23 protein-coding genes and 1 tRNA gene are annotated in these 23,335 nt (G+C 61.7%); 15 read left to right on the forward strand and 9 right to left on the reverse strand.

Going from position 1 to position 23,335, the window contains the following annotated elements; all coding sequences use genetic code 11:
- Positions 1–116 precede the first annotated feature (116 nt).
- The 9 genes from GA829_RS11280 (at position 117) to GA829_RS11320 (ending at position 9,235) form a co-directional block, all read left to right on the forward strand.
- Entirely contained in the window at positions 117–1,526 is a 1,410-nt protein-coding gene (locus GA829_RS11280; RefSeq protein WP_195178577.1) for an aldehyde dehydrogenase family protein, read from the forward strand.
- Entirely contained in the window at positions 1,504–2,310 is an 807-nt protein-coding gene (locus tag GA829_RS11285) for an N-formylglutamate amidohydrolase (RefSeq protein WP_195178578.1), read from the forward strand. Before GA829_RS11280 ends, GA829_RS11285 begins: the two co-directional genes overlap by 23 nt.
- 71 nt (positions 2,311–2,381) lie before the next feature.
- The gene (locus GA829_RS11290; protein ID WP_195178579.1) at positions 2,382–2,966 is read left to right on the forward strand and encodes a helix-turn-helix domain-containing protein; all 585 of its coding nucleotides are present in this window, start codon (positions 2,382–2,384) and stop codon (positions 2,964–2,966) included.
- 162 nt (positions 2,967–3,128) lie between these two features.
- Positions 3,129–3,854, forward strand: a complete 726-nt coding sequence (locus tag GA829_RS11295; RefSeq protein WP_195178580.1) for an ABC transporter ATP-binding protein — start codon at positions 3,129–3,131, stop codon at positions 3,852–3,854.
- 46 nt (positions 3,855–3,900) lie between these two features.
- Positions 3,901–5,055, forward strand: coding sequence for an ABC transporter substrate-binding protein (locus GA829_RS11300; protein WP_195178581.1), 1,155 nt, complete (start codon positions 3,901–3,903; stop codon positions 5,053–5,055).
- 51 nt (positions 5,056–5,106) lie between these two features.
- Positions 5,107–5,811, forward strand: a complete 705-nt coding sequence (locus GA829_RS11305; protein WP_195178582.1) for an ABC transporter ATP-binding protein — start codon at positions 5,107–5,109, stop codon at positions 5,809–5,811.
- An 8-nt stretch (positions 5,812–5,819) separates the two neighbouring features.
- Positions 5,820–6,719, forward strand: coding sequence for a branched-chain amino acid ABC transporter permease (locus GA829_RS11310; RefSeq protein ID WP_195178583.1), 900 nt, complete (start codon positions 5,820–5,822; stop codon positions 6,717–6,719).
- Positions 6,720–6,721: 2 nt separating this feature from the next.
- Entirely contained in the window at positions 6,722–7,807 is a 1,086-nt protein-coding gene (locus GA829_RS11315) for a branched-chain amino acid ABC transporter permease (RefSeq protein ID WP_195178584.1), read from the forward strand.
- Between the two features lie 33 nt (positions 7,808–7,840).
- A complete protein-coding gene (locus GA829_RS11320) occupies positions 7,841–9,235 on the forward strand; it encodes a glutamine synthetase family protein (protein ID WP_195178585.1) in 1,395 nt (464 codons plus the stop codon).
- Between the two features lie 63 nt (positions 9,236–9,298).
- On the opposite strand, the gene GA829_RS11325 is transcribed toward GA829_RS11320, so the two are convergent.
- The 3 genes from GA829_RS11325 to GA829_RS11335 all read right to left on the reverse strand — a co-directional run bounded on the left by GA829_RS11325 (position 9,299) and on the right by GA829_RS11335 (position 12,187).
- A complete protein-coding gene (locus tag GA829_RS11325; protein WP_195178586.1) occupies positions 9,299–9,637 on the reverse strand; it encodes a hypothetical protein in 339 nt (112 codons plus the stop codon).
- Positions 9,638–9,834: 197 nt separating this feature from the next.
- Entirely contained in the window at positions 9,835–10,635 is an 801-nt protein-coding gene (locus tag GA829_RS11330; protein ID WP_195178587.1) for an endonuclease/exonuclease/phosphatase family protein, read from the reverse strand.
- 103 nt (positions 10,636–10,738) lie between these two features.
- Positions 10,739–12,187: a phospholipase D-like domain-containing protein gene (locus GA829_RS11335; RefSeq protein ID WP_195178588.1), complete on the reverse strand. Its 1,449-nt coding sequence runs from the start codon at positions 12,185–12,187 to the stop codon at positions 10,739–10,741.
- A gap of 399 nt (positions 12,188–12,586) precedes the next feature.
- Here GA829_RS11335 and GA829_RS11340 point away from each other — a divergent pair, with 399 nt between their 5' ends.
- Both GA829_RS11340 and GA829_RS11345 read left to right on the forward strand, forming a co-directional pair.
- A complete protein-coding gene (locus GA829_RS11340) occupies positions 12,587–13,849 on the forward strand; it encodes an ABC transporter substrate-binding protein (protein WP_195178589.1) in 1,263 nt (420 codons plus the stop codon).
- A 211-nt stretch (positions 13,850–14,060) separates the two neighbouring features.
- Positions 14,061–15,503 (forward strand): aldehyde dehydrogenase family protein, encoded by a 1,443-nt coding sequence (locus GA829_RS11345; protein WP_195179601.1) that lies wholly within the window; start codon positions 14,061–14,063, stop codon positions 15,501–15,503.
- A 273-nt stretch (positions 15,504–15,776) separates the two neighbouring features.
- Here GA829_RS11345 and GA829_RS11350 read toward each other — a convergent pair.
- A tRNA-Met gene (locus tag GA829_RS11350) sits at positions 15,777–15,853 on the reverse strand.
- Positions 15,854–16,092: 239 nt separating this feature from the next.
- On the opposite strand from GA829_RS11350, the gene GA829_RS11355 reads away from it, so the two are divergent.
- Positions 16,093–17,058, forward strand: coding sequence for a Gfo/Idh/MocA family protein (locus tag GA829_RS11355; protein ID WP_195178590.1), 966 nt, complete (start codon positions 16,093–16,095; stop codon positions 17,056–17,058).
- Positions 17,059–17,069: 11 nt separating this feature from the next.
- Here the strand turns inward: GA829_RS11355 and mnmA are convergent, their stop codons facing one another.
- Positions 17,070–18,260 (reverse strand): tRNA 2-thiouridine(34) synthase MnmA, encoded by a 1,191-nt coding sequence (mnmA, locus tag GA829_RS11360; protein WP_195178591.1) that lies wholly within the window; start codon positions 18,258–18,260, stop codon positions 17,070–17,072.
- A 258-nt stretch (positions 18,261–18,518) separates the two neighbouring features.
- On the opposite strand from mnmA, the gene sciP reads away from it, so the two are divergent.
- On the forward strand, positions 18,519–18,794 hold the full coding sequence (gene sciP / locus GA829_RS11365) for a CtrA inhibitor SciP (protein ID WP_006203587.1): 276 nt from the start codon (positions 18,519–18,521) through the stop codon (positions 18,792–18,794).
- Positions 18,795–18,863: 69 nt separating this feature from the next.
- On the opposite strand, the gene GA829_RS11370 is transcribed toward sciP, so the two are convergent.
- Positions 18,864–19,790, reverse strand: a complete 927-nt coding sequence (locus GA829_RS11370; RefSeq protein WP_195178592.1) for an NADP-dependent oxidoreductase — start codon at positions 19,788–19,790, stop codon at positions 18,864–18,866.
- A gap of 90 nt (positions 19,791–19,880) precedes the next feature.
- Between GA829_RS11370 and GA829_RS11375 the strand changes: the two genes are divergently transcribed.
- A complete protein-coding gene (locus tag GA829_RS11375; protein ID WP_195178593.1) occupies positions 19,881–20,279 on the forward strand; it encodes a winged helix-turn-helix transcriptional regulator in 399 nt (132 codons plus the stop codon).
- A gap of 141 nt (positions 20,280–20,420) precedes the next feature.
- On the opposite strand, the gene GA829_RS11380 is transcribed toward GA829_RS11375, so the two are convergent.
- Positions 20,421–20,798, reverse strand: a complete 378-nt coding sequence (locus GA829_RS11380; RefSeq protein ID WP_195179602.1) for a flagellar export protein FliJ — start codon at positions 20,796–20,798, stop codon at positions 20,421–20,423.
- A gap of 452 nt (positions 20,799–21,250) precedes the next feature.
- Between GA829_RS11380 and ctrA the strand changes: the two genes are divergently transcribed.
- Positions 21,251–21,946, forward strand: a complete 696-nt coding sequence (gene ctrA, locus GA829_RS11385; RefSeq protein ID WP_006203583.1) for a response regulator transcription factor CtrA — start codon at positions 21,251–21,253, stop codon at positions 21,944–21,946.
- Between the two features lie 150 nt (positions 21,947–22,096).
- On the opposite strand, the gene GA829_RS11390 is transcribed toward ctrA, so the two are convergent.
- A complete protein-coding gene (locus tag GA829_RS11390; protein ID WP_195178594.1) occupies positions 22,097–22,465 on the reverse strand; it encodes a response regulator in 369 nt (122 codons plus the stop codon).
- A 239-nt stretch (positions 22,466–22,704) separates the two neighbouring features.
- Entirely contained in the window at positions 22,705–23,334 is a 630-nt protein-coding gene (gene chpT, locus GA829_RS11395; RefSeq protein ID WP_195178595.1) for a histidine phosphotransferase ChpT, read from the reverse strand.
- Position 23,335: the final 1 nt, after the last annotated feature.

Below are 23,335 nucleotides of genomic sequence, written 5' to 3' on the forward strand. Positions count from 1 at the left end.
CAATAGGGGCGGATAAAAAATCCATCAAGCGGTATTAGAAAAAATTTGCCAAAATGGAAAATCGCGATATCGTGCCGCCAAATGATGACTTCTCTGACCAGGTGGATTGCAAGACCATGAACCTACGTTCCGGCGTGCGAAGCTTCTCCGTGACCTCTCCCATTGACGGCTCGATCTATGCGACACGCCCCTATGCGGAAGCTGCCGCCATCGAGGCCGCGCTCGGCCGCGCCCGCGCGGCCTTGCCGTCCTGGCGGCGGACGCCGCTTGCCGAGAGGCTGGCGATCCTGCTGCGCTTCGGCGAGGAGATGAAGGCGCGTGCGGCACCGCTGGCCGAGATGGTCGCCTGGCAGATTGGCCGTCCCTTGTGGCAGGCCGACGAGACCCCGCGCCTGGCGCTGGTCGGAGAGCTGCTTGCCGGTGTTGCGCCCGAAACGCTGGCCGATGTGCCCTATCCCTCCGACGAGAACATCCGCCGCTATGCGAGGCCGGTGGCCGGCGGCCTGCATCTGTCGATCTGCGCCTGGAACTATCCGACCGCCATGCTCGGCTATCTCGTCACCGCGCCGCTGGCAGCCGGCAATGTCGTGATCTTCAAGCATTCGCCGCAGACCCCGCTGATCGCCGAGATCGCGGAAGAAGCTTTCCGTGCGGCGGGCGGTCCTGACGGCGTGTTCCAGAGCCTGCACCTTGACCACGCCGATGCCGAGCGCCTGATTGCGTCGGGCGCCTTCAATGCCGTGAACTTCATCGGCTCGGTCAATGGCGGAAGGCGTGTGCATGCCGCCGCCGCCGGCACCTTTACGCAAGTTCATCTCGAGCTTGGCGGCAAGGATCCGACCTATGTCCGCGCCGACGCCGACCTTGAAGCGACGATCCCGCAAATCGCCGAAGGCACCTACTCCAATGCCGGACAGTCCTGCTGCTCGGTCGAACGCATCTATGTCGATAAGGCGATCCATGATCGTTTTGTCGAAGCCTTCGTCGCCGAAACTGCGAAATGGACCGTCGGCCATCCGATCGGCGAAAAGCCGATGATTGGACCGGTCGTGCGGGCAACGGCGGCCGACACGATCCGCGACCTGACAGAAAGGGCGGTGCGGGCAGGGGCCCGGCGCCTGATGCCGCAGGACGGTACGCGCAAGGCCTCCGGCCTCGGGGCTGCTTACGTCGCGCCGGAAGTGCTGGTCGGTGTCGACCACAGCATGCAGATCATGCGCGATGAGCTGTTCGGGCCGGTGGCCTGCATCCAGTCTGTCAGCAGCGACGAGCAGGCGATCGGCCTGATGAACGACAGCGATTTCGGCTTGAGCGCCTCGATCTGGACGCAGGATATCGATCACGGCGTGGCGCTGCTCGACGACGTCGAGGCCGGCACCGTCTACCTCAACCGCTGCGACCATGCCGACCTGTACCTGCCTTGGGGCGGCATCAAGAATTCCGGACTCGGCCGCACCAATGGCCGCGCCGGCCTTGCGGAAGCGACAGCGGCGAAGGCCTATCATGTCCGCTCCGTCATTGGTTAGCTCCCTCGACGATGCCGCAGTCGCGGCGCTGGCTGAGGCCAGCGTCGAGCGGCTGTTACCGGGCGCCGTGAGCCCCTATCTGCTGATTGCCGAACATGCCGGCAATCAGGTGCCACGGCCATGGCGCGACCTTGGCCTTGCCGCGCCCTATCGCGGCACGCATTTCGCCGTTGATCTCGGCATCGATACATTGACCCGAAGGCTGTCGCGAACCATGCGGGTGCCGGCGGTGATCGCGCATTATTCCAGGCTGTTTCTCGACTATAATCGCCCGGCCGGCGAGTGGGATTTCATGCGCCCGGATCTCGGCGGCATTCCGGTGCCAGGCAATCTCGCCGTCGACGAAACCGACGCCCGGCTGCGCAAGCTGATCGCCTGGGCGCCACTCGAACAGGCAATCGTCGAGGAGGCCTCGGGCAGGCAGGCGCTGATCTCTGTGCATTCCTTCACCCCGGTCATGGGCGGCATCCGGCGCGAGGTCGATATCGGCGTGCTGTGGCGCGAACCCTCGCTGTTCGTCAGCTCGGTTCTGGAAAACCTTGGCACGTTCGGCAGGAATGCGGGTCTCAGGGTCGGCGACAACGAGCCCTACGACTGGCGCCAGGCCGTCGGCTATACGCTGAACCGGCATGGGATCGAGCAAGGCAGGCCTTGCGTCTATCTCGAAGTCCGCAACGACCTGCTTTCCGATCCGGAAACATTCGAGCGTGTCGCCCAGGCCCTGGAAGCCGCATTTGCGTCTGTCGCGATGTCACTATGGCCGAAATCAGCCGTAGCCGTCTAAAGGCTGGACGGTCTCGCGCCGCGCCGCTAGAGCTTGTCGAATTGGAAACACGACAGCCAAGGGCGTGGGCGATGCAAGGCAATGTGGGCAGCAAGATCCGGGACGCGCGCAAGGAGCAGAACATCACGCTGCGCGACCTCAGCGACCGCTCTGGCCTCTCGGTTTCGCAACTCTCCAAACTGGAGAACGGCAAGGCTCGGCTGACGGTCGATGTCGCCCTGATGATCGCCGGCGTGTTGCATGTGCCGGTGGCGTCCTTCCTGTTCAGCCCGAAGCCAGGCATGCAGGCGCGCCGCTCGATCACGCGTGCCGGCAGCGGCATCATGCACGAGGGCAATGCCATGGAATTCGAGGTCCTGTGCAGCGATTTCCGCGACAAGACCAACATCTTCTGGCGCGTCACGCTGCGGGCGCACAGCTTTGAGGAGAATGGCGGCTGGCGCAGCCATTCGGGCGAGGAATTCATCCACGTTCTGAGCGGCAGCCTTGAGCTGCATACAATCCACTATGATCCGACGGTGCTGCAGCCAGGCGACAGCATCCTGTTCGATGGCGAGATGCAGCACGCCTATATCGCGCGCGGCAACGAGCCGGTCATCATGCTGATGTCCAACACGGTTCCCCGCGACGGACTTCCGCCTGGCGCCGGGATCTGAGCGTTGCGCGATGCCCGCGATTTTCGGGGCGGAATCGCGAGGCTTCAAAGATTATTTTCTAAAATGGAAAAAAATACTTGTTATGGAAAAGTCGGAGGTCTAGCATCCTGTTGACCGGCCGATAGGAGAAAACAACCATCGGCTGGATGGGAGATGGAACCGATGCTTTCGGTTGAGGCGGTCAGCAAGACCTTTGGCGGCGTGCAGGCCTTGCGCAAGGCCTCGCTGTCCTGCGCGGTCGGCGAAATCCTAGGCCTGATCGGCCCCAATGGCGCGGGAAAATCCACGCTGGTCAACGCCATCTCCGGCGTGCTCAAGCCCGATACCGGCAGCGTCACGCTGGCCGGCAAGGAGATCACCGGGCGCGGTCCTGAATATTGCGCGCGCGCCGGCGTCGGCCGGACCTTCCAGACGATCCGCCTGTTCAAGGAATTGACCGTCCGGCAGAATGTCGAGGTCGCCCATATAACCTGCCGTGCGGTCCGGCCCGAGGCCGCCGCGCGCATTGGCGTCGACCAGTTGCTTGCGCAGTATCAGCTGGATGGTTTCGCGGACGTGCCGGCCGGCACGTTGTCCTATGGCAGCCAGCGCCGGCTCGAAATTGCCCGGGCGCTGGCGCTGGGTCCATCGCTGCTGCTGCTCGATGAGCCGGCGGCCGGTCTCAACGAGGGCGAGTCCGAAACACTGGCAGTGGCGATCGAAGGCATCCGCCGGGATGTCGGCTGCGCCACCATCGTCATCGATCACGATCTGCGCTTCATCAACCGGCTCTGCGACCGGCTCTGCGTCATGGACCAGGGCCAGGTGATCGCATCGGGGCAGACCGAAGCGGTGTGGCGCGATCCGCGCGTCATCGAGGTTTATGTCGGGCAGTCGGAAACGTCGTGACGGCCCTCACAGGTATCAAGGACAACGAGAGAGAAGGAGGGGTTCAATGGACAAGATGATTTTGGGAGCGGGGGTCGTGGCGGCAGGGCTGCTGCAGGTCGCGCATGCCGGCGCCAACGACCTGAAGATCGGGCTCGCGGTGGCGATGACCGGCACCTACGCACCCTATAGCGAAGCCGAAGGCGCGCGCTGCATGGCCGACAAGCTGAACAAGGCGGCAGGTGCGGGCGATCCCAAAGTCGAGTTGATGATCGAGGACAACCGTTCCGACCCGCAGCTCTCGGTGTCGCTCGGCCAGAAATTCCTCGATGCCGGGGCGCAGATCATCACCGGGGTGCCGTTCCCGGATGCGCTGATCCCGACCGCGCAGATTGCCCAGCCCTATGGCGCCACGGTGTTTTCGGCACCGAACACGCAGCTCGAAATGCAGCAGGCCGGCCTCGACAATTTCATCGCCGGCGCGGTGCCCGATCCGATCAACGCGGCGGCGACCGCCAACGCGTTGTACGGCAAGGGCGCGCGTACCGTGGCGCTGATGGTCTCACCCGATGCCGGCTCCTATTCGGAAAAGCTGCCGGAATGGTTCGGCGAGGTGTTCGAACATCTCGGCGGCAAGGTTGTCTCCAAGCTCAACTATTCCTACGGCACATCGGACTGGTCGCCGCAGATCGCCAGCATCAAGGCGCTGCCGCAGAAGCCGGACGCGATCCATATCTGCGCCGTGCTTCCGGATGTCGGCATTCTGATCCGCCAGCTGCGCGCCAATGGCTATGACGGCTGGGTCGCCGGCTGCGACGCCTTTGACGACAAGTCGCTGGAAGGCACGGTCGGCGATCCGGCCTCGCTGGAGAAAGTGATGTTCGCCACGCATGGCGCAACCGGCGTCGACGGCCCGATCGACGCGTTCCTGGCGCAGTGCAAGGCCGACGGCTACAAGATCAACGGCATCTTCGACGCGCTCGGCGCCGACATGGTGCAGATCAGCTACGAGGCGGCCAAGAAGTCCGGTACGGTCGAGCCCGCAGCCCTGCGTGAGGCAATCCGTGCACCGGGCGGCTATCCCGGCACCACGGCGCCGATCATCTCCTTCGCCGAGAAAAAGGGCTATCCCGTCAAGGCCGTGCCGGTGATGGGCTTTGCCAACGGCAAGCGGGTGCTGATTTCAGACGCGCCGCCGACCTTCGTTCCGGCGCTGAACTGAGGCGGGCAGGCGCGTGATGGTGGATAGAGTCTTCGCGGTGCGGGTCCGGCCGTGCTGACGGTCGACAACCTGATCGTGCGCTATGGCGCGGTGACGGCGGTGCGTGACCTGAGCCTGAAGGTTGGGCGGGGCGAGCTTGTCGCCCTGCTCGGGCCCAACGGCGCCGGCAAGAGCTCGACCATCAATGCGCTGACCGGGCTTGTGACGCCGGCTTCCGGACGCATCACGCTCGATGGCCAGGATATTTCGCGTGTCCGCACCGAGGACCGCATTCGTGCCGGCCTGACCTCGACACCGGAAGGCCGGCATATCTTCGCCAACCTGACGGTTGGCGAGAACCTGCGGCTGGGCGCGGCGACGCGGCGCGATCCCAAGGGCGTGCGCCAGGATATCGAGCGCTTCCTGGCGCTGTTCCCGGTGCTGTCCGAACGCTACGCGCAGGCCGCCGGCACGCTGTCGGGCGGCGAGCAGCAGATGCTGGCCATTGCCCGGTCGCTGATGTCGCGGCCGAAGCTGCTTCTCCTCGACGAGCCCTCTCTGGGGCTGGCGCCGAAGATCGTGGTGCAAATCTTCGATTTCATCGGCGAACTCAAGGCGGAAGGGCTGACGCTGCTGGTGGTGGAGCAGAACGCCCGGCAGGCGCTTCGCTTCGCCGACCAGGTCTATGTCGTCAGCGCCGGCACGCTTCGCCACAGCGGGCCGCCGGCCAGCCTTGCCGACGAGCACGGCCTCTTCAACCTCTATATCGGCGGATAGGCGGCGACATGGATTATGCTCTGCAGCAGCTTCTCAACGCGCTCGCCTTCGGCGCCGAATACTCACTGGTCGCGCTCGGCCTTGCCGTGGTGTTCTCCATCATGGGCCTGGTCAATTTCGCCCATGGTGAGATCATCGGCGTCTCCGCCTACAGTGTCTTCCTGGCGGCGGCACTCGGGCTGACCTCGCCGATCGTGGCCGTGCTGCTTGCGGTTGCCGTTGCCGCCCTCGCGGCCATCGCTTTCGAGCGCGTGGCGTTCCGCCCCGTGCGCTATGCGCCAACGACGACAGGCTTGCTCACCGCCTTCGGTGTCTCGATCGTCGTGCAGAACCTGTTCATGCTCTTGATCTCGCCGAAACCGCAGTCGGTCTCGATCCTCAACGGGCTCAACCAGATGTGGTTCTTCGGTCCGTTCGCGGTGTCGTCGCTGCAGGTCATGGAGCTCATTGTCTCGGGCCTGACGATCCTGGCGCTGGTGCTCTTTCTCAACCGCTCGACGCTTGGTCTCGCCATCCGCGCGGCATCGCGCGATTTCGCCACCGTGCGGCTGATGGGGATCAGGGCAAACCGGGTGATCGCCACGGCCTTCGCCATATCGGGCGCGCTGGCCGGAATTGCCGCGGTGTTCATCATCGCGCGGCGTGGCAGTGTCTCTCCCGATCTCGGCTTCGGCCTGGTGCTGAAGGCATTCGTCGCTTGCGTGATCGGCGGATTCGGCTCGTTGGCGGGTGCCGCCGCCGGCGGCATGCTGCTCGGCTTCATTGAAGTGGGCCTGCTCGTTGCCCTGCCGCAGGAATATGGGGGCTTCAAGGATGCACTCACCTACGTGATCATCGTTGCGCTGCTTGTCTACCGGCCGGAGGGCCTGCTCGGCCAGCGGGTCGAACTCGGCGACAAGGAGATCTGAGGGTGTCGCATTCTATCGAAAATACCGCACCTTCCGCTGCCGTTGTACGGCAGCCCGCCAGCGCGCTCACGCGTTCTTTCATCGGCGGGCTGATAACGTCGCTGCCGGTGCTGGTGATCGGGCTGGCGATCCTGAATTTCGCGCCGACCTACTACACCTTTCTGGCGCTGGGCGCCTTCGTGAACCTGATCGTGGTTGTCGGCCTGCAGGTGTTCATGGGCAATAGCAACATCGCCAATCTTGGACATAGCGCCTTTGTCGGGCTCGGCGCCTATGGCGTCGCCATCCTGTCGACGCCACTGGCGATGAAGAAGCTGTCGATCCCCAACGCGCCTTTCGGCTTCGCGACACTGGAGCTTGATCCGGTTTCGTCGGCAATCATCGCGCTGATCGTGGTCGGCATCATTGCGGCCGTCAGCGGCAAGGTCATCAGCCGGCTTTCCGGTGTCGCGGCAACCATCGTCAGCCTGGCGCTGCTCATCATCGTCCACTCGGTGTTTCTGAACTGGACCGACCTGTTCAAGGGCAACCAGGCCTTCTTCGGCATCCCGAAGGTGGTTGGCTTGCCCTGGATGATGGTGTTTTCGGTGGTGGTGATCGTGCTGGCCCGGCTGTTCAAGGACAGCCGCTGGGGGCTGCAGCTCAGGGCAAGCGCCCAGAGCCCGCAGGCCGCTGCCGCACTTGGCATTGACGCCCGTCGCCTCAGGTTGATGTCGTGGGTCCTGTCAGCACTGATCTGCGGCCTGGCTGGCGTGCTCTACGCCTATTTCGCCGGCACGATCAGTCCAAAACTGTTCTACTTCCAGATGATCTTCAACACGCTGGCGATGCTGATCCTTGGCGGCATGGCAACGGTGACGGGCGCCGTGACAGGGGTGATCGTGCTTTCGGTCGGGCTCGAATTCATCCGCAGCATCGAATCCGGCGTGACGATCGGCAGCATCCAGCTGCCGCAACTGCTCGGCCTGTCCGGTGTGGCGCTTGGGGTGGTGATCGTGCTTTGCATGGCCTTCCGGCCAAGCGGCATCAGCGGCCGCTACGAGCTCGATGAGCTCTTGTCGCGATTTTTCGGGCGCAAGGCAAAATAGCCAGGCTGACGTTTCTTTGGTGGAGGGTTGAACGTGGAATTTGAGGACAGAGCGGCGGAGTATGCGCCGAGGCTCGAGGCGTTGCAGAAGGAACTGGCGACGCGCGGCGTCGAGTTCATCGAGGTGCATACGGTCGATACGTCAGGAGCTTTCCGCTCCAAGATCGCGCCGCTGAAATTGTCGGCTTCGGGCGAATCCATCAACGCCATCCTCTATTGCGTCACCCATGGCGACGGCCAGCCGATGGGCGATGTCGCCTTCACGTCGGCCAGCGCCAATGAGGAGAACGGCTTTCCCAACATCAAGGGGATCATCGATCCGGCAACGGTGGTCCAGCATGGCTGGAAGCCGAGATTCGCCTCGGCCATCACGCGCTCTTACACTCTTGAAGGAGACCCTTGCGCCTTCGACCCGCGCATCGTGCTGGCCCGCGTCGAGGAGCGCGCCAAGGCGCTCGGCTACGAGCCGATGGTCGCACTCGAATATGAATTTGGCATCTTCCACGCCGATCACGACCTGATGCGTGCCGGGCGTTACCGCGAACTCAAGCCGTGGGGCCATTCGCTGATCAATTACGACCTGGTGCGCAGTGGCGAATATCAGGACTTCGCCGCCGAATTCATCACCCGCATGAAGAGCATCGGCATCGGCGTCGCCTCGCTGGTCACCGAATATGGCTATGGCATGTATGAATACGCGCTGACGCCGAAAACGCCGCTGCAAGCCGCCGACGACGCCATGCGCGCCAAGCTGCATCTGCGCGAACTGTGCGCCGAGCGCGGGCTGGTCGCCACCTTCATGACGCGCTTCCAGCCGCCGGGCAAGGAAAGCGCCTGTGGCGCGCATCACCATGTCAGCCTGTGGAAGGATGGAAAGCCGGCCTTTGCCGCCGGACCGAACCGGCTGACGCCGGTGGCCGAGAAATTTCTCGCTGGGGTGCTGAACCGGATGCAGGAAACGCATCTTCTGTTTCGGCCAACGGTCAATTCCTATCGCCGTTTCGACCGCGGAGCGTGGTCGCCCGAAGATGTTGCCTGGGGGTTCGAGAACCGCACCGCGCCGATCCGCGCCATCACCACACCCAATGACGGCGCCTGCCGGCTGGAGCACCGTGCGCCGGGCGCCGACATCAACCCGTATCTGTCGGTCGCGGCGATAATCGCGGCGGGCTGTGAGGGGATCGAGCAGGACCTGCCACTCGAGGCGCCGGTGACATCGAACCTAGCCAATCTCGACAAGCCGAAATTGCCAAGGACGCTCAACGCCTCGATCGAGGCGTTTGCCAACTCCGAATTCTGTGCGGAAGCTTTCGGAGAGGCGTTCCGCGACAATTATGCGGAGAGCCGACGCGCCGAGCAGGCGGCGTTCGACGCCTGGCAGGCATCGCACATCACCGACTTCGAATGGCAGCGTTATTTCGTGAGCTGACGTGAGGTATGCCAAGAACGATCGGCCGGCATTTGCCGGCCGATCGTACTCAACTGAATGAGATCAGCCGCAGACGCGGACCTGCTCGATCACCTTGTGGTGGTGACGCCAGTGGGTGACCACCTCCAGATGGCAGCGGTGATGGCGGTGGTGGCGGCGGTATTCGCCGTCATTGTAGTCGCCGTACTGCACACTGTTGTTTTCATCATTACCATACTGATTGTCATTGTTGTGCCGGTCATGATGGCGGCGAATGACGATCTGGCCATTGTCGGACTGATCATCCGGCGAATAGCGGCTACCATCATCGGACTGGATAATCACGCTTGCTGCTTGCGTTGGCGCTATGGCTGCTGCTGTTGCGGTCAATGCCAACACGGTAGCCAAAATTAATTTCTTCATATCGCGTCCTCCTGCGGTTCAAGCCATATAACTCACGGAAGCGATTAGCGTTCCCATACAAATCCGTAAGCTCTTCGCGCTGCGGCACAGGTTTTGGCTTGCGCATGTGTCTTGGCGAATGTGTCTTGGAAAGATCGACTCGGGGTCGAATCCCAAGCCAAACCTCCGCATCCATGCGCCGCCGTACTACAATTGCACTACAAGCGAACGAACGCCGTTAGCGGCAGATGATCGGAGGCGACGCGCGACAGCGGCGTGTCATGTGCTTCCACCGCCGATATCATGCCATGCCGATTGGCCATGATCCGGTCCAGTGCGAGAAGGGGCAGGTTCGACGGAAAGGTGGGAACCGCCGGCGGCTGCGGGCCAAAGGTGACATGCAACGTGTTCAAGGCGGAACGGTTGCCAAGCCGCCATTCGTTCAGGTCGCCGAGCAGCAAGGTCGGCTTCTCGTCCGGGCTGTTCATGAGATCGAGGACGACCCTGGCCTGCTGCGAGCGCGACCGCCGCAAGAGGCCGAGATGGGCCGCGATGACACGCAAGGTACGGTTGCCGTCCAGATCGATTTCCGCCACGACCGCGCCGCGCGGCTCCAGGCCGGGAAGCCTGATCTGATGCACATCGCGGACGACGCCCTTCTTGAACAGCAGCACATTGCCATGCCAGCCATGGCCCTTGCCGGTGGCCGCGATCGGCACCGGCACAAGGCCGGTCTCCAGTTCCAGGCGGGAGAGATCGAGCAGTCCGTCACGGTCGCCGAAACGATTGTCTGCTTCCTGCAGCGCGATGACATCCGGGGCGATTTCGCGGATGACACGGCTGGTGCGTTCAGGATCGAACTTCCGGTCGAGGCCAATGCATTTGTGGACGTTGTAGGACGCAACCAGCGTGCCGGTGGCGCCGGCCTTCTTCAGGGCCGTGGCGTTGGCCTTTTGCATTCGCCTGTCGCGGATGGACAAAAGCATGGTTGCCGGGAGGCTGCGCCCGTTCATCCGCATCCACCGCCTGTCATGCCTGCTGCTCTCACCATTGCACCTTAAATAGAGTCCCGCGGGCGATGTTCCATGGATGTGACAACTAACCGTCAAACACGTCGTTTTGTTAAAGGTAGGGCGAGCCCAGCCACAATATGCGATCGAACAGGCGGATGATGAACGGACGAGCCCGCAAGGCCTCCAGCGTCACGGGCGCCGATGTTTCGATCGCCGCGGCAATGCGGGCGTCGATCTCCTGGGCAAATTCGGCGTCGAGAACCTCCAGGTCGATCTCGAAATTCAGCCGCAAGGACCGGGCGTCGAGATTGGACGAGCCGACATAGGCCCATAAGCCATCGATCGAAAGCAGCTTGGAATGGTCGAACGGTCCCTGCGTGCGCCATATCCGGCAATAATTCTTCAGGATCTGGTCGAATTGCGCGGTCATGGCCCGGTCGACAAGGAAAAGATTGTTCTTCGCCGGCACGACGACATCGATCTCGACGCCGCGCCTGGCTGCGGTGATCAACGCGCTGATCAACTCGCGGTCCGGCAGGAAATAGGGCGACATGATGCGGATGGATTTGCGGGCGACGGAGAAGGCGCCGATCAGCAATTTATGATTGGTTTCGTTGCTTGAATCCGGCCCGGAGGCAACCGCCCGCACCATCATCGGCTGACCGGCGGGGGACGAAAATGGCGTGATCCGCCAGGCATCGCCTTTCAGCCTTTCATTGCCGGCGAAGCGCCAGTCTTCAGCAGCGACCGAGAACAGGTCGGCCACGACAGGTCCACTGACCTGGAAATGCGTGTCCCTGGCACTGGCGTCGCCGGCGAATTCGGCCGAGAAACCCTGGCGGATGTTCATGCCGCCCGTAAAGGCCGTCGCGCCGTCGATGATCAGGATCTTGCGGTGCGTCCTGAGGTTGGCATAGGGCAGCCGCATGCCCATGATGATGTTGCCGTTGAAGAGGTCGGCGGTGATGTTGGCGTCGCGCAGATGGCCAAGGATGCTGGGCACGGAGTAGCGGGCGCCGACGGCATCGATCAGCACGCGAACGGTGACGCCGCGCTTCACCGCTTCGGCCAGCGCTTCGACAAAACGCAGGCCAACGGCGTCATTGTCGAAGATGTAGGTTTCCAGAAGGATGCTGTGTTGTGCCCTGTCGATGGCGAGGCACATCGAGGCGTAGGCCTCGTCGCCGGTCCTCAGCATGGTGATCGTGTTGCCTGAGGTGAGCGCGCGCCGCGCCACCCGGTCGCCAAGCGTCTTCAGCCCGGTGAAGCGCTGGCCATAGCGCTCGCCGATCAATTCTTCGGCGGCGGCGTCGCGGACCAAGGCGTCCCCGGCGAGCGGCCGCTGGGCGCTGATCGAAGCGCGGCGAATGCGGTTGATGCCGGCCACGGCGTAGATGATCACGCCCAGGATCGGCGACAACAGCATGATGCCGACCCAGCCGGTGGCGGCGCGCACGTCCTCCTTGGTCATGACGGCATGGGCGATGCCAACGGTCGCCATGATCACGGAGATGATCGCCAGGACGAGGGACCAGTGAGTCGACAGATTCTCCAACATTGCCGGAACTATCCAGCGGGTGGCTGCATAAGGCAATGCAGGGGGCACGCCTGCCGGGATTGATCGGCCAACTCTGGGAATCGTGTCTCGCCGTGGGAGGTTCGGCAGCGGCAGAGCGCGACTGCATTGCCCCCCTCATCAGGCCATCCACTCTGAATGGAAGGCGCACCCGCACCGACGAATCCGTTGGAACATCGGCGGCAAAGCCGGCGTCGATATTTTGCAAGACGCCCTGCCGAACCCTTCTTTCGCTGGGCGAGCCAATTCACAAGGCGATAGCCGTCGCCATTGACTTGATCAAATGATCCTTATATCTCTTGAGCCGAGGAAACGCTCCAACTGGCACCCGGATAAATCGGGGCTGGGATCGCGGGATCAGGAGCAAAATGGGAGGATTGGATGCTTAAGAAACTGCTTCTCGCCGCCACCATGCTGGCTGGTCTTTATGCCGGGCATGCTCAGGCGGACACGACGCTACGCTTTGTGCAGACCAACACCAGCGACGAGTCGTTGGCTGTCCTCAATTCGGTGATCAAGGCATTCGAGGCGGAAAACCCGGGTGTGAAGGTTGAACTCATCTCGATACCTTGGGATAATTCGTTCGAGAAGTTCGCCACCATGGTCGCCGCCGGCGACATCCCTGACGTTGCCGAAATGCCTGACAACTGGGTGGCGCTCTACGCCAATGCCGGGCACCTCGAGAATCTCGAACCCTATATTGAGAAGTGGAAGGACGCCGGCGACTTCAACGGCAGGGCCCTGGAACTCGCGCGCAAGGTCAAGAACACCGCCTATGTCCTCCCCTACGGTTTCTTCGTGAAGTCGCTCTTCTACAACAAGAAGCTGCTTGCCGAGGCCGGTATTGCCGAGCCGCCGAAGACGATCGACGAATTCATGACGGCCGCGGAGAAAGTGTCGGCGATTCCGGGCAAATACGGATACTGCCTGCGCGGCGGTACAGGCACCTTCAACGCCTGGGCCATGATGGGAGCGGCCGCCAACGGCGACAACGCCTTCTTCGACAAGGACGGCAAATCGACCTTGGCGGATGCCGGCTGGGTTGCCGGTTTCCAGAAGCAGATCGATATCTACAAGAACGGCTGGGCGCCAAAGGACAGCGTCAACTGGGGCTACAAGGAAACAGTCGCCGGCTTCTACACCGGAACCTGCGCCATGCTCGACCAGGATGCGGACGTGCTGGCGCCAACGGCCGAACACATGAAGCCCGACGAATATGGTGTGGTTCCCATGCCCAAGGGCAAGAACGGCAAGTCGTTCCCTGTGCTCACCTACGGTTCCTGGGGGATCATGGCCAAGAGCGAGCACAAGGATCTGGCGTGGAAATTCCTGACCATGCTCGACGAACCCAAGACGGATTTGGAATGGACGAAGGCCGTGGGGGCGTTGCCTGTGTTCAAAAGCGCCGAGAAGGACCCGACCTACGCCGATCCGAAATACCGTGCATGGTTCGACACGCTGGCCGACAAGGATGCCATCCCAACCATCACCCCGGCCTATCTGCCGGAGTACAGCCTGTTTGCCGGCTCGACCGCGGTGAAGCTCAGCCAACAGGCGCTGCTCGGCCAGATCACGGCCGAGGAGCTTGGCAAGCAATGGGCTGATATTCTCACCAAAGCCCAGCAGAAGTATCTGGCAAAGTAGCCCTACCGTCCTGCCTGCGGTGCCGATGCCCAGACGCGTCGGCACCGCGGATCCCAACGATCCGCGTCGAGCATGACCGTGCCCGTCTGAACGCGGCTGCGTCTCGCGCAATTATAGAGCTCTGGCTCTAAAGCGCCCGGCGCTGCCGCTCATCGAGCCCCGCCAGTTCAGACGATGAAGTTTTCACGATGTAGAGGGCAAAATGGCTGACCTGTTGGACAAGCGGAACTTCTATATCAATGGCGAATGGCTTGGGCCTTCCAGGCCGAACGACCTTGAAGTCATCGACCCGTCGACCGAGGAAGCCATTGCCGTAATAAGCCTTGGCGATCAGGCGGATACCGATCGCGCGGTGGCTGCAGCCAAGGCCGCCTTTCCGGCGTGGTCGCGGACAGCGCCGGCCGAGCGCCTGGCCTATGTCGAAAAGATCCTCGAGATCTACAACGCACGGGCCGACGAAATGGCCGCGGCCATGACCTCGGAAATGGGCGCGCCGAGCGACATGTCGCTGGCCTACCAGGTCGAAGCCGGCACATTCCACATCGCGAATTTCATCACGGCGTTCAAGAATTTCGAGTTCGTCCGGCCGCTCGGCGATCATGCTCCGACCACCATGGTGGCGTGGGAGCCGCTCGGCGTCGTTGGCCTGATCACGCCGTGGAACTGGCCGATGAACCAGCTTACGCTCAAGGTGATCCCCGCGCTGCTCGCCGGTAATACCGCCGTGCTCAAACCTTCCGAAATCGCGCCGCTGTCGTCTTTGCTCTTCGCTGAAATGGTCCACGAAGCGGGAGTGCCGAAAGGCGTCTTCAATCTCGTCAATGGCGATGGGGCAGGTGTGGGCACGCAACTGTCGAGGCATCCCGACGTCGACATGATCAGCTTCACGGGCTCGACTCGTGCAGGCATAGCGATCACCAAGGCCGCTGCCGACACGTTGAAGAAAGTCACGCTGGAACTCGGTGGCAAGGGTGCCAATCTGATCTTCGCCGATGCCGACCCGAAAGCGGTGGAGTGGGGCGTATGGCGTTGCTTCTTCAACAGCGGGCAGGGCTGCAATGCGCCGACACGCATGCTGGTGGAGCGCTCCGCCTACGACTTGGCGGTGGAAACCGCGGCGCGTGCCGCGAGGGAAACCGGGGTGGCATCCGCCCATCTGTCAGGCGATCATATCGGTCCGGTCGTCAGCAAGCCGCAGTGGGACAAGATTCAAGACCTGATCCAGCAAGGCATCTCCGAGGGCGCACGCCTGGTCGCCGGCGGACCTGGCCTGCCCGAAGGGCTCAATCGCGGCTATTTCGTACGCCCGACGGTTTTCGCGGACGTCAACAACGAGATGACGATCGCTCGCCAGGAGATATTCGGGCCGGTGCTTTCGATCATTCCCTTCGACAGCGAGGATGAGGCGGTCGACATCGCCAACGATACGATTTACGGGCTGACGAACTTTGTCCAGTCGAACGATGGCGCGCGCCGCAACCGTGTTGCACGTCGTTTGCGTGCCGGTATGATCGAAATGAACCGGGAATCACGCGGTGCGGGCTCCGCATTCGGCGGCATCAAAGCGTCCGGCCGCGCCCGCGAAGGTGGCGTCATGGGATTGGAGGAATTCATGGATTCCAAACATATCTCAGCATGGGACGTCGGGAACTAGCCTCTCGAAACCTCGGGCTAGAATACCCCTGTCGTTCAAGGCAAAATTGAGTGCCGTGCATGATCGGCATGGCGGCCTGCTCTGAGCAGGTGCGCCTTATTGCCGATAGAAGCCGAATAGGATGAAGCGAATCCGCTGAAGGGATGCGGGGGCGAAATCGTTGATGTGTTTCGAGATCCATTGAAGACCAGCAAATCGAAATCGCTGAGCGGCTGACCGCCCTTCTGGGCGCGGAAGCCTACCCCAACCGTGTCAAAGGAATGTGGGGTAGATTGGTAGCGAGGAGTGGACTCGAACCACCGACCCCAGGATTATGATTCCCGTGCTCTAACCAACTGAGCTACCCCGCCAGGGTGACGAAAGGCCCGAAATCCGCCTCAAATCGAAAGGCATGTCGAGGCGTTCGCCAAGGTCGTGCGGATATAAGGTTGGGAGGGCGAACCTGTCAAGCTTCGAAACAAACTCCATGCCAGCATATTGTCATTGCCGAAAAGCTTGGCAGCGCGGACATTTGCGCACGGCTGCCGGGGTTGAGTTCGGCGGGGCGCGCCGCTATGTCTCGGCCAAGAGTTTTTAGAGTTTGAACAGAATGAAACCGCGCATCGCAGTCCTCGGTTGCGGATACTGGGGCTCAAACCACATCCGCACCCTCAAGGCGCTTGGCGCGCTGCACGCGGTCTCCGACCTCAACCGTGCACGCGCCGAAGGCTTTGCCAGCGAACAAGACTGCCTGGCGATCGAACCCGAGCAGCTTTTCGTCCGTGACGACATCGACGCCATCGTCATGGCGCTGCCGCCGCAACTCCACGCCGACATGGCCGTGCGTGCGGTCGAGGGCGGCAAGGACGTGCTGGTTGAAAAGCCGATCGCGCTGACGGTGGTGGATGCGGAACGCGCGGTGCAGGCGGCCAAGGACAATGGCCGCGTTTTCATGGTTGGTCATGTGCTGCGCTATCATCCCGCATTCGAGACGCTGAAGGGGCTGATCGACAAGGGCGAACTCGGTGAAGTCCGCTATATCCATTCGCATCGGCTGGGCCTGGGCAAATTCCACACCGAGAATGATGCATTGTGGGATCTGGCGCCGCACGACCTGTCGATGATCCTGGCCATTACCGGCACCGAACCGGTTGAGGTGCGCGGCGAGGGCGCCGCCCTCCTCGACAATCTCAGCGACTTCGCGCATCTGCACATGCGCTTTCCCAACGGTTTGCGCAGCCACCTGTTCGCGTCGCGGCTCAATCCCTATCGCGAGCGGCGGCTGACCGTGGTCGGCACCAAGGCGATGGCGGTGTTTGACGACGTCGAACCATGGGAGCGCAAGCTAGCCGTCTATCGCCACGCCGTGTGGCAGGACAGCGGCCAATGGGCCTTTACCACCAATGAGCCGTCCTACGTATCGGTCGCGCAAGGCATGCCGCTGACGCGGGAACTCGAGCACTTCATCCAGTGTATCGAGACACGCGCCGAACCGCGCACCAGCGGTGAGGAAGCCATCAGGGTGCTACGCATCCTGACCGCCGGCACGATCACGCACACCAAATCAAATTCCTGAAGCCTGGCTGATTATTCCGCGGGGATTTGCACAGGGCGGGCGGCGAGCCGGCTCAGCATAGCCTCGGCCTCGGCGCCACGCTCCGAGCGCTCGATGAAGCCGCCGCCGAAAACGCGGGCCTCGTTGCCGTCATCGGAATAGAGCACGCAGGCCTGCCCGGGCGCGATGCCGGACTCACCATCGGCCAGTTCCACCCAGGTGGCACCGGCGCGATGATGCAGCACGGCAGGGCGCGGCGGGCGCGTCGAGCGCACCTTGGCAAACAGTTCCAGGCCACTGGCAGGCACATCCGACAGCGATCCGTCGCCCAGCCAGTTCATGTTGCGCAGATAGATCTTGTGCGTCTCCAGCGCCTCGCGCGGACCGACGATCACACGAGCCCGGTCGGCGTCGAGATGGACGACGTAGAGCGGCTCGCCCGAGGCAATGCCGATGCCGCGGCGCTGGCCGATCGTGTAGCGCAGGATGCCTTCATGACGGCCAAGCACGCGGCCATCGATATGAACGATGTCGCCCGGATTGGCAGCGGCCGGCTTCAGCTTGGCGATGATGTCGGAATATTTGCCTTGCGGCACGAAACAGATGTCCTGGCTGTCCTGCTTGGCAGCGACCGTCAGCCCCATCTCCTCGGCAATGGCGCGGACCTGCGGCTTCGACAGGCCGCCGAGCGGGAAGCGCAGATAGTCGATCTGCGCCTGCGTGGTGGCGAACAGGAAATAGCTCTGGTCGCGGTCGGCGTCGACCGGCCGGAACAGCGCGCGATGCGCGCCATTGGTGCCGGAGCGGATATAATGGCCCGTGGCCAGCGCGTCGGCGCCAAGTTCCTTGGCGGTGGCCAGGAGATCGGCGAACTTCACCGTCTGGTTGCACGACACGCAAGGGATCGGAGTTTCGCCGGCGACATAGCTCTCCGCGAAGGGATCGATCACCGCCTTGCGGAAGCGCTCTTCATAGTCGAGCACATAATGCGGAATGCCCAAGGTCTCAGAGACGCGGCGGGCGTCGTCGATATCCTGGCCGGCGCAGCACGATCCGGCGCGGTGTGTCGCCGCGCCATGATCATAGAGCTGCAGTGTCACGCCGACGACATCGTAGCCCTCGCGTTTCAACAGGCCGGCGACGACCGATGAATCGACACCGCCCGACATGGCGACGACGATGCGGGTGGTTTCGGGGCGTTCGGGAAGGTCGAGGCTGTTCATGGTTCTTTCGTTCTGCTCGGCGCTTGAATGCCAATCGTGACAATATAGGTCAAGCTTTCCAGCTGCGCCAGCTTTGCCGGATGGCCGATTTTTCGCGGGAGAATGCGCCCCTGCCGGCAGGTGTTTCAAATGCCGCTGAAAAGACTAACGCGGCGTTCATGATCCTTACCTAGTCATTAGGGTCTGCTTAGGCAATTTTTAAAGCTGTGGCGGTAACGTGGTGGGGATTGGGTCTTTGAGTTTTTTGTAGAGAGTACGATGACCGATCTGGTTAGACCGCGAGTCAAATATGTTATCGGGCCTGACGGCAGCCCTCTTACTATTGCCGATCTGCCGCCGACGAACACGCGTCGCTGGGTCATCCGGCGTAAGGCGGAGGTCGTTGCGGCAGTGCGTGGCGGGCTTTTGAGCCTGGAAGAGGCGTGTCAGCGCTACAAGCTGACAACCGAGGAATTCCTGTCCTGGCAGGCATCGATCGACGAATATGGCCTTGCGGGACTGCGCACGACGCGCATCCAGCAATACCGGCACTGACAATTGAGATTCCAGAAAAGGGCGCGGAATACCGCGCCCTTTTTGGTTTTCTCTACCTTTCTTTCGGCTTCAGGCCACCAGCACCACCTTGCCGATCGGCCTGGTGGCGAGAAAGGCGTGCGCCGCGCCCGCCTGTTCGAGCGGGAATGCCTTGGCGACATGAACGGCCAGTTTCCCCGCGTCGATCAGTTGACCGAGTTCCCGCAACCCTTCGCCGTCAGGCACAACGGACATGCGCTCGACCCGGATGCCGCGTGCGCTGGCCTGCGCCCTGGTGGCGTCGTTGACATTGAGCAAGGACACCAATGTGCCGCCGTCCCGGATCACCTTCAATGACTGATCGGCGTGGTCACCGCCGACCGGCTCCAGCGCCAGGTCGATATCGCGAACCTCTCGGGTGAAATCGGCCTTGGTGTAGTCAATGACCTCGTCGGCTCCGAGCGAGCGGACGAAGTCGAGCTTTTCGGGACTGGCGGTTGCGATGACATAGGCGCCGCGCGCCTTGGCGATCTGCACCGCCAGATGACCGACGCCCCCAGCGCCCGCATGGATCAGCACGCGCTGGCCCTGCTTCAGCCCGCCGTGGCGGACAAGGCCCTGCCAGGCGGTGAGGCCGGCAAGCGGCAGCGCCCCTGTCTGGATGTGATCGGCAGCCTTGGGCTTCAGTGCTATTTCGTCGGCAGGCACGGCCGCCAGCTCGGCATAGGCTGCCGCCTGCCTGGGGAAGCGCGGCATGCCGAACATGTCGTCGCCGACCTTGAAATTGACCACGCCGGCGCCAACTGCCTCGACGGTTCCTGAAATATCCCAGCCGAGAATGAAAGGCGGCTCGCCCAGCAGCGGGTAGTACCCGGCGCGAACCGCGACATCGACGGGGTTGATGCCGGCTGCCTTGACGCGGACCAGCACTTCGCCGGCCTTTGGCGTGGGGTCCGGCTGGTCGGCGACAATTAGGACGTCGGGGCCGCCAACTGCGTTCTGGGTGATGGCACGCATTTGTCTCTCTCCTGCTTGATTGGTGCCACTATCATTTGGATAGTAATATCCCGTTGTCCAGTATGTACCTTTGTGATACATAGGTACCTCATGGATAGTGATTTCGACGCACCCTTCGGTTATGATGCTTTCCGGCGGAGCTGCCCTTCGCACACGGTGCTGGAGGTGCTTGCCAGCAAGTGGGTCTATCTGGTGGTCTGTGCGCTGCGAAAAGGCCGGCAGCGCAATGGCGAGCTTGCCCGCAAGCTTGAAGGCATCACGCCGAAAATGCTGACGCAGACTTTGCGCGTGCTCGAGCGTGATGGCCTCGTGCGGCGTGAAATCTTTCCGGTCATTCCGCCGCGGGTTGAGTATGAGTTGACCGATCTCGGTCAAAATTTGGCAGGATTGCTTCAGCAGATACGGTCCTGGTCCGAACAGCATGCCCCCGACATTAGGGATGCTCGGGCGAGGGCCGCCGCGGATGGCCAAGGGAATTGGGCTGCTTAGAGATCGGCAGCGAACCTCGGATCATGCTCAAAAAAGGGAGTTCGCCAGGTCCGGGCCTGATAGGCCGACGCGAGCATGGCGCCCCGACGGCTGTGTTTGAAACGATACTGGCGGCGCTTCGGATGCGCGCCGGGTCTGTTTTCAGCCAATCATGGCGCTGCGGCCGACAATTTCCGCGTCACGGATCTTTGTGTCGCGCGACTCCAGCATTTCCGCCTTGGAAAGCTCCGCTTCAGCTTCACCGAGTAGTGATTCGGCAGCGCTTCGCTGTTGAGCGAGGTCGCCTTGGGAGTTTCTGAGGTTGTCGCGGCGCAGGCGCGCTGCTTTGGCGAAGGTCGGATAGGCGAAATGGTTGATGTCGGTGATGCCGGCTTTCTTTTCTTCAGCGGTGATCTGAAGTTCCAGTTCGACGGCCATGCGCTCGAACTCGGCGATCATCATGTCGAGCTGCAGCAGCTGCCGCCGCTTCTCATTCACCTGAAACTGCTTCAGCCGAACGAGGTTTTCACGTGACTTCATGATTCGGTACTCCCGGAAACGCACACCCGCACATATCGTCCAAACCACTTGGAAAGGCCCAAGCGTCACCCGTGTCCACCGGCTTTCCCCGAACTATGGGAAACAAATTCCTAAAGTTTTTTGCCGGCGGTAACCATTCGTTTACGGGCATTGTTAATCATACGGGTCAGGACTTAAGGCCGGGTAAAAATTCCGGCTCATGAAGCGGAAGCGCGGCTGATGAGTCCCTGGAGTCACTTAGTCCGGTTTATTAATGTGTTGCATTACGAATTTGGGTCTGTGATTCGTTATTAGATTCAAGAGGGTGTAGAAAGGGGTTAAAAAATCTGATACCGTTTTGGACGGGAAATTAGGTTTTGTTAACCATTCGATGGCAGCCTCTGCACAAGGCAACCACTGCTCCGGTCCTGGACGGGTCGTGAAATGGTCCGGCGGCAGAAAAGGGGAATGAAATGCGTGTTCTGCTGATAGAAGATGACAGTGCAACCGCACAAAGCATCGAGCTGATGCTGAAATCGGAAAGTTTCAATGTCTATACGACCGACCTCGGTGAAGAGGGCGTCGATCTAGGCAAGCTGTATGATTATGACATCATTCTCCTCGACCTCAACCTGCCCGACATGTCGGGCTACGAAGTCTTGAGAACGCTGCGTCTCTCCAAGGTGAAGACGCCGATCCTTATCTTGTCCGGCATGGCTGGAATCGAAGACAAGGTGCGCGGCCTCGGCTTCGGCGCTGACGACTACATGACCAAGCCGTTCCACAAGGACGAGCTTGTCGCCCGCATTCACGCCATCGTGCGGCGCTCCAAGGGCCATGCCCAGTCGGTCATCACCACTGGCGACCTGGTGGTCAACCTCGATGCCAAGACCGTCGAAGTCGGCGGCCAGCGCGTCCACCTCACCGGCAAGGAATACCAGATGCTGGAGCTGCTCTCGCTCCGCAAGGGCACCACGCTCACCAAGGAAATGTTCCTCAACCACCTCTATGGCGGTATGGACGAGCCGGAACTGAAGATCATCGACGTCTTCATCTGCAAGCTGCGCAAGAAGCTCGACGCCGCATCCGGCGGTCAGAATTACATCGAGACCGTCTGGGGCCGTGGCTATGTGCTGCGCGAGCCGGAAGATATCCGCGTCAGCGCCTGAGGCGCCTGACCGACCGTGACAAAAAACCCGGCTTCGGCCGGGTTTTTTATATGCGGTCAGCTTTCAGCGGTTCACGGAAACGCCGACTCGCTCGTTTCTGTCATTAGGCAATTCCGGATAGGAACCGCTTCAGCCTTTTCTGGAATTTCCTCAGGCCGCGATCTTCAAGGCGCGAAAGCGCTCAAGCAACTGCGGCCGGTTGAACGGCTTCAGCAGATAGCCTTGGGCGCCGGCGCGCTTTGCGCGCATGATCGAGGCAATGTCGAGCTCGACCAGGGAAATCAGGATCTGGGGTACGACAGGGCTTTCCATGGCGCGGACACGGCGGATCAGATCCACCGCCTGTACGTCTGGCAAAGCGCCATCGACGACGATGACATCGGGCATATCGGCGGCGCACATTTCCAGCGCATCAAGTCCGCTTGCTGCTTCGATGACCATCATGTCGGAGCCGCCCAGGATGCGCTTCGCGACTTTCCTGATGACGCTTGAGTCGTCGACGAACATGCAGCGTTTCATTTTCCGGTCCTCTGTGCCTGATGGCGATCCGGTAGCGTCAGGGCATCCGATTGGCACCATAGGCCAATCTGGTAAAGAAGCCGAAAAGCCGTTAGGTAAAATTTTTGCAAAGATGCTTTTTGCGAGCTCTTCTTCAACAATGCTTTTGCATCATCGAGATGGCGTAGCTCACTTCATTCCATCAGAGCAGAATTGCAAATATTCGCTGTAAAATACTTGCCAGCATCAGCGGCAAGATCTCATGCCGCCGACAGGACGATCTCTTCCGCCGTGGCGTGGATCGAAATCGTCATATTGGCCTCGCGTGCCAGCAGCAGCGTGTAGTAGGGCTGCACGGAATGCGCATCGATCGGCTCTTCCGGCTTGTGGCCGGAATGGAGTTCGAGGAATTTCGGCGGCACGCGCAGCATCGGGCCGCTCGCCGCCAGAGCAAAGCGCGGCTCGGTCTCGAGGTTTTCCAGCGTGACGACCAGCTTGCCGCCGCGCGGAATGGCGGCATTGGCGACCAGAAGCAGGTTGAGCAAGAGCTTGACCTTGTTCTTGGGCAACAGGGCGCGGATGCCGTTCCAGATCAGCTCCGGCTTCTCGTTCTTCAGAAACCCGATGGCGACGGCCTCGGCATCTCCGGTGTCGATCAGCATGCCAGCCGAGCCGGCGGCACCAAACGCGATGCGGGCGAACTGCAGGCGGGCCGAGGCATTTTTGGCGCTCTGGCGAATCAGCTTCATGGCGTCTTCGTCGGCGCCGCCTTCATCGAGCAGTTCGAGCCCGTTGTTTATGGCGCCGACCGGCGAAATGATGTCGTGACAGACCCGGCTGCACAAAAGCGCGGCAAGATCGGGGGCGGAAAGGGCGAACAGTTCGGCCATC

The organism is Mesorhizobium sp. INR15, from assembly GCF_015500075.1.
In the GTDB taxonomy this organism is placed as follows: Bacteria; Pseudomonadota; Alphaproteobacteria; order Rhizobiales; family Rhizobiaceae; genus Mesorhizobium.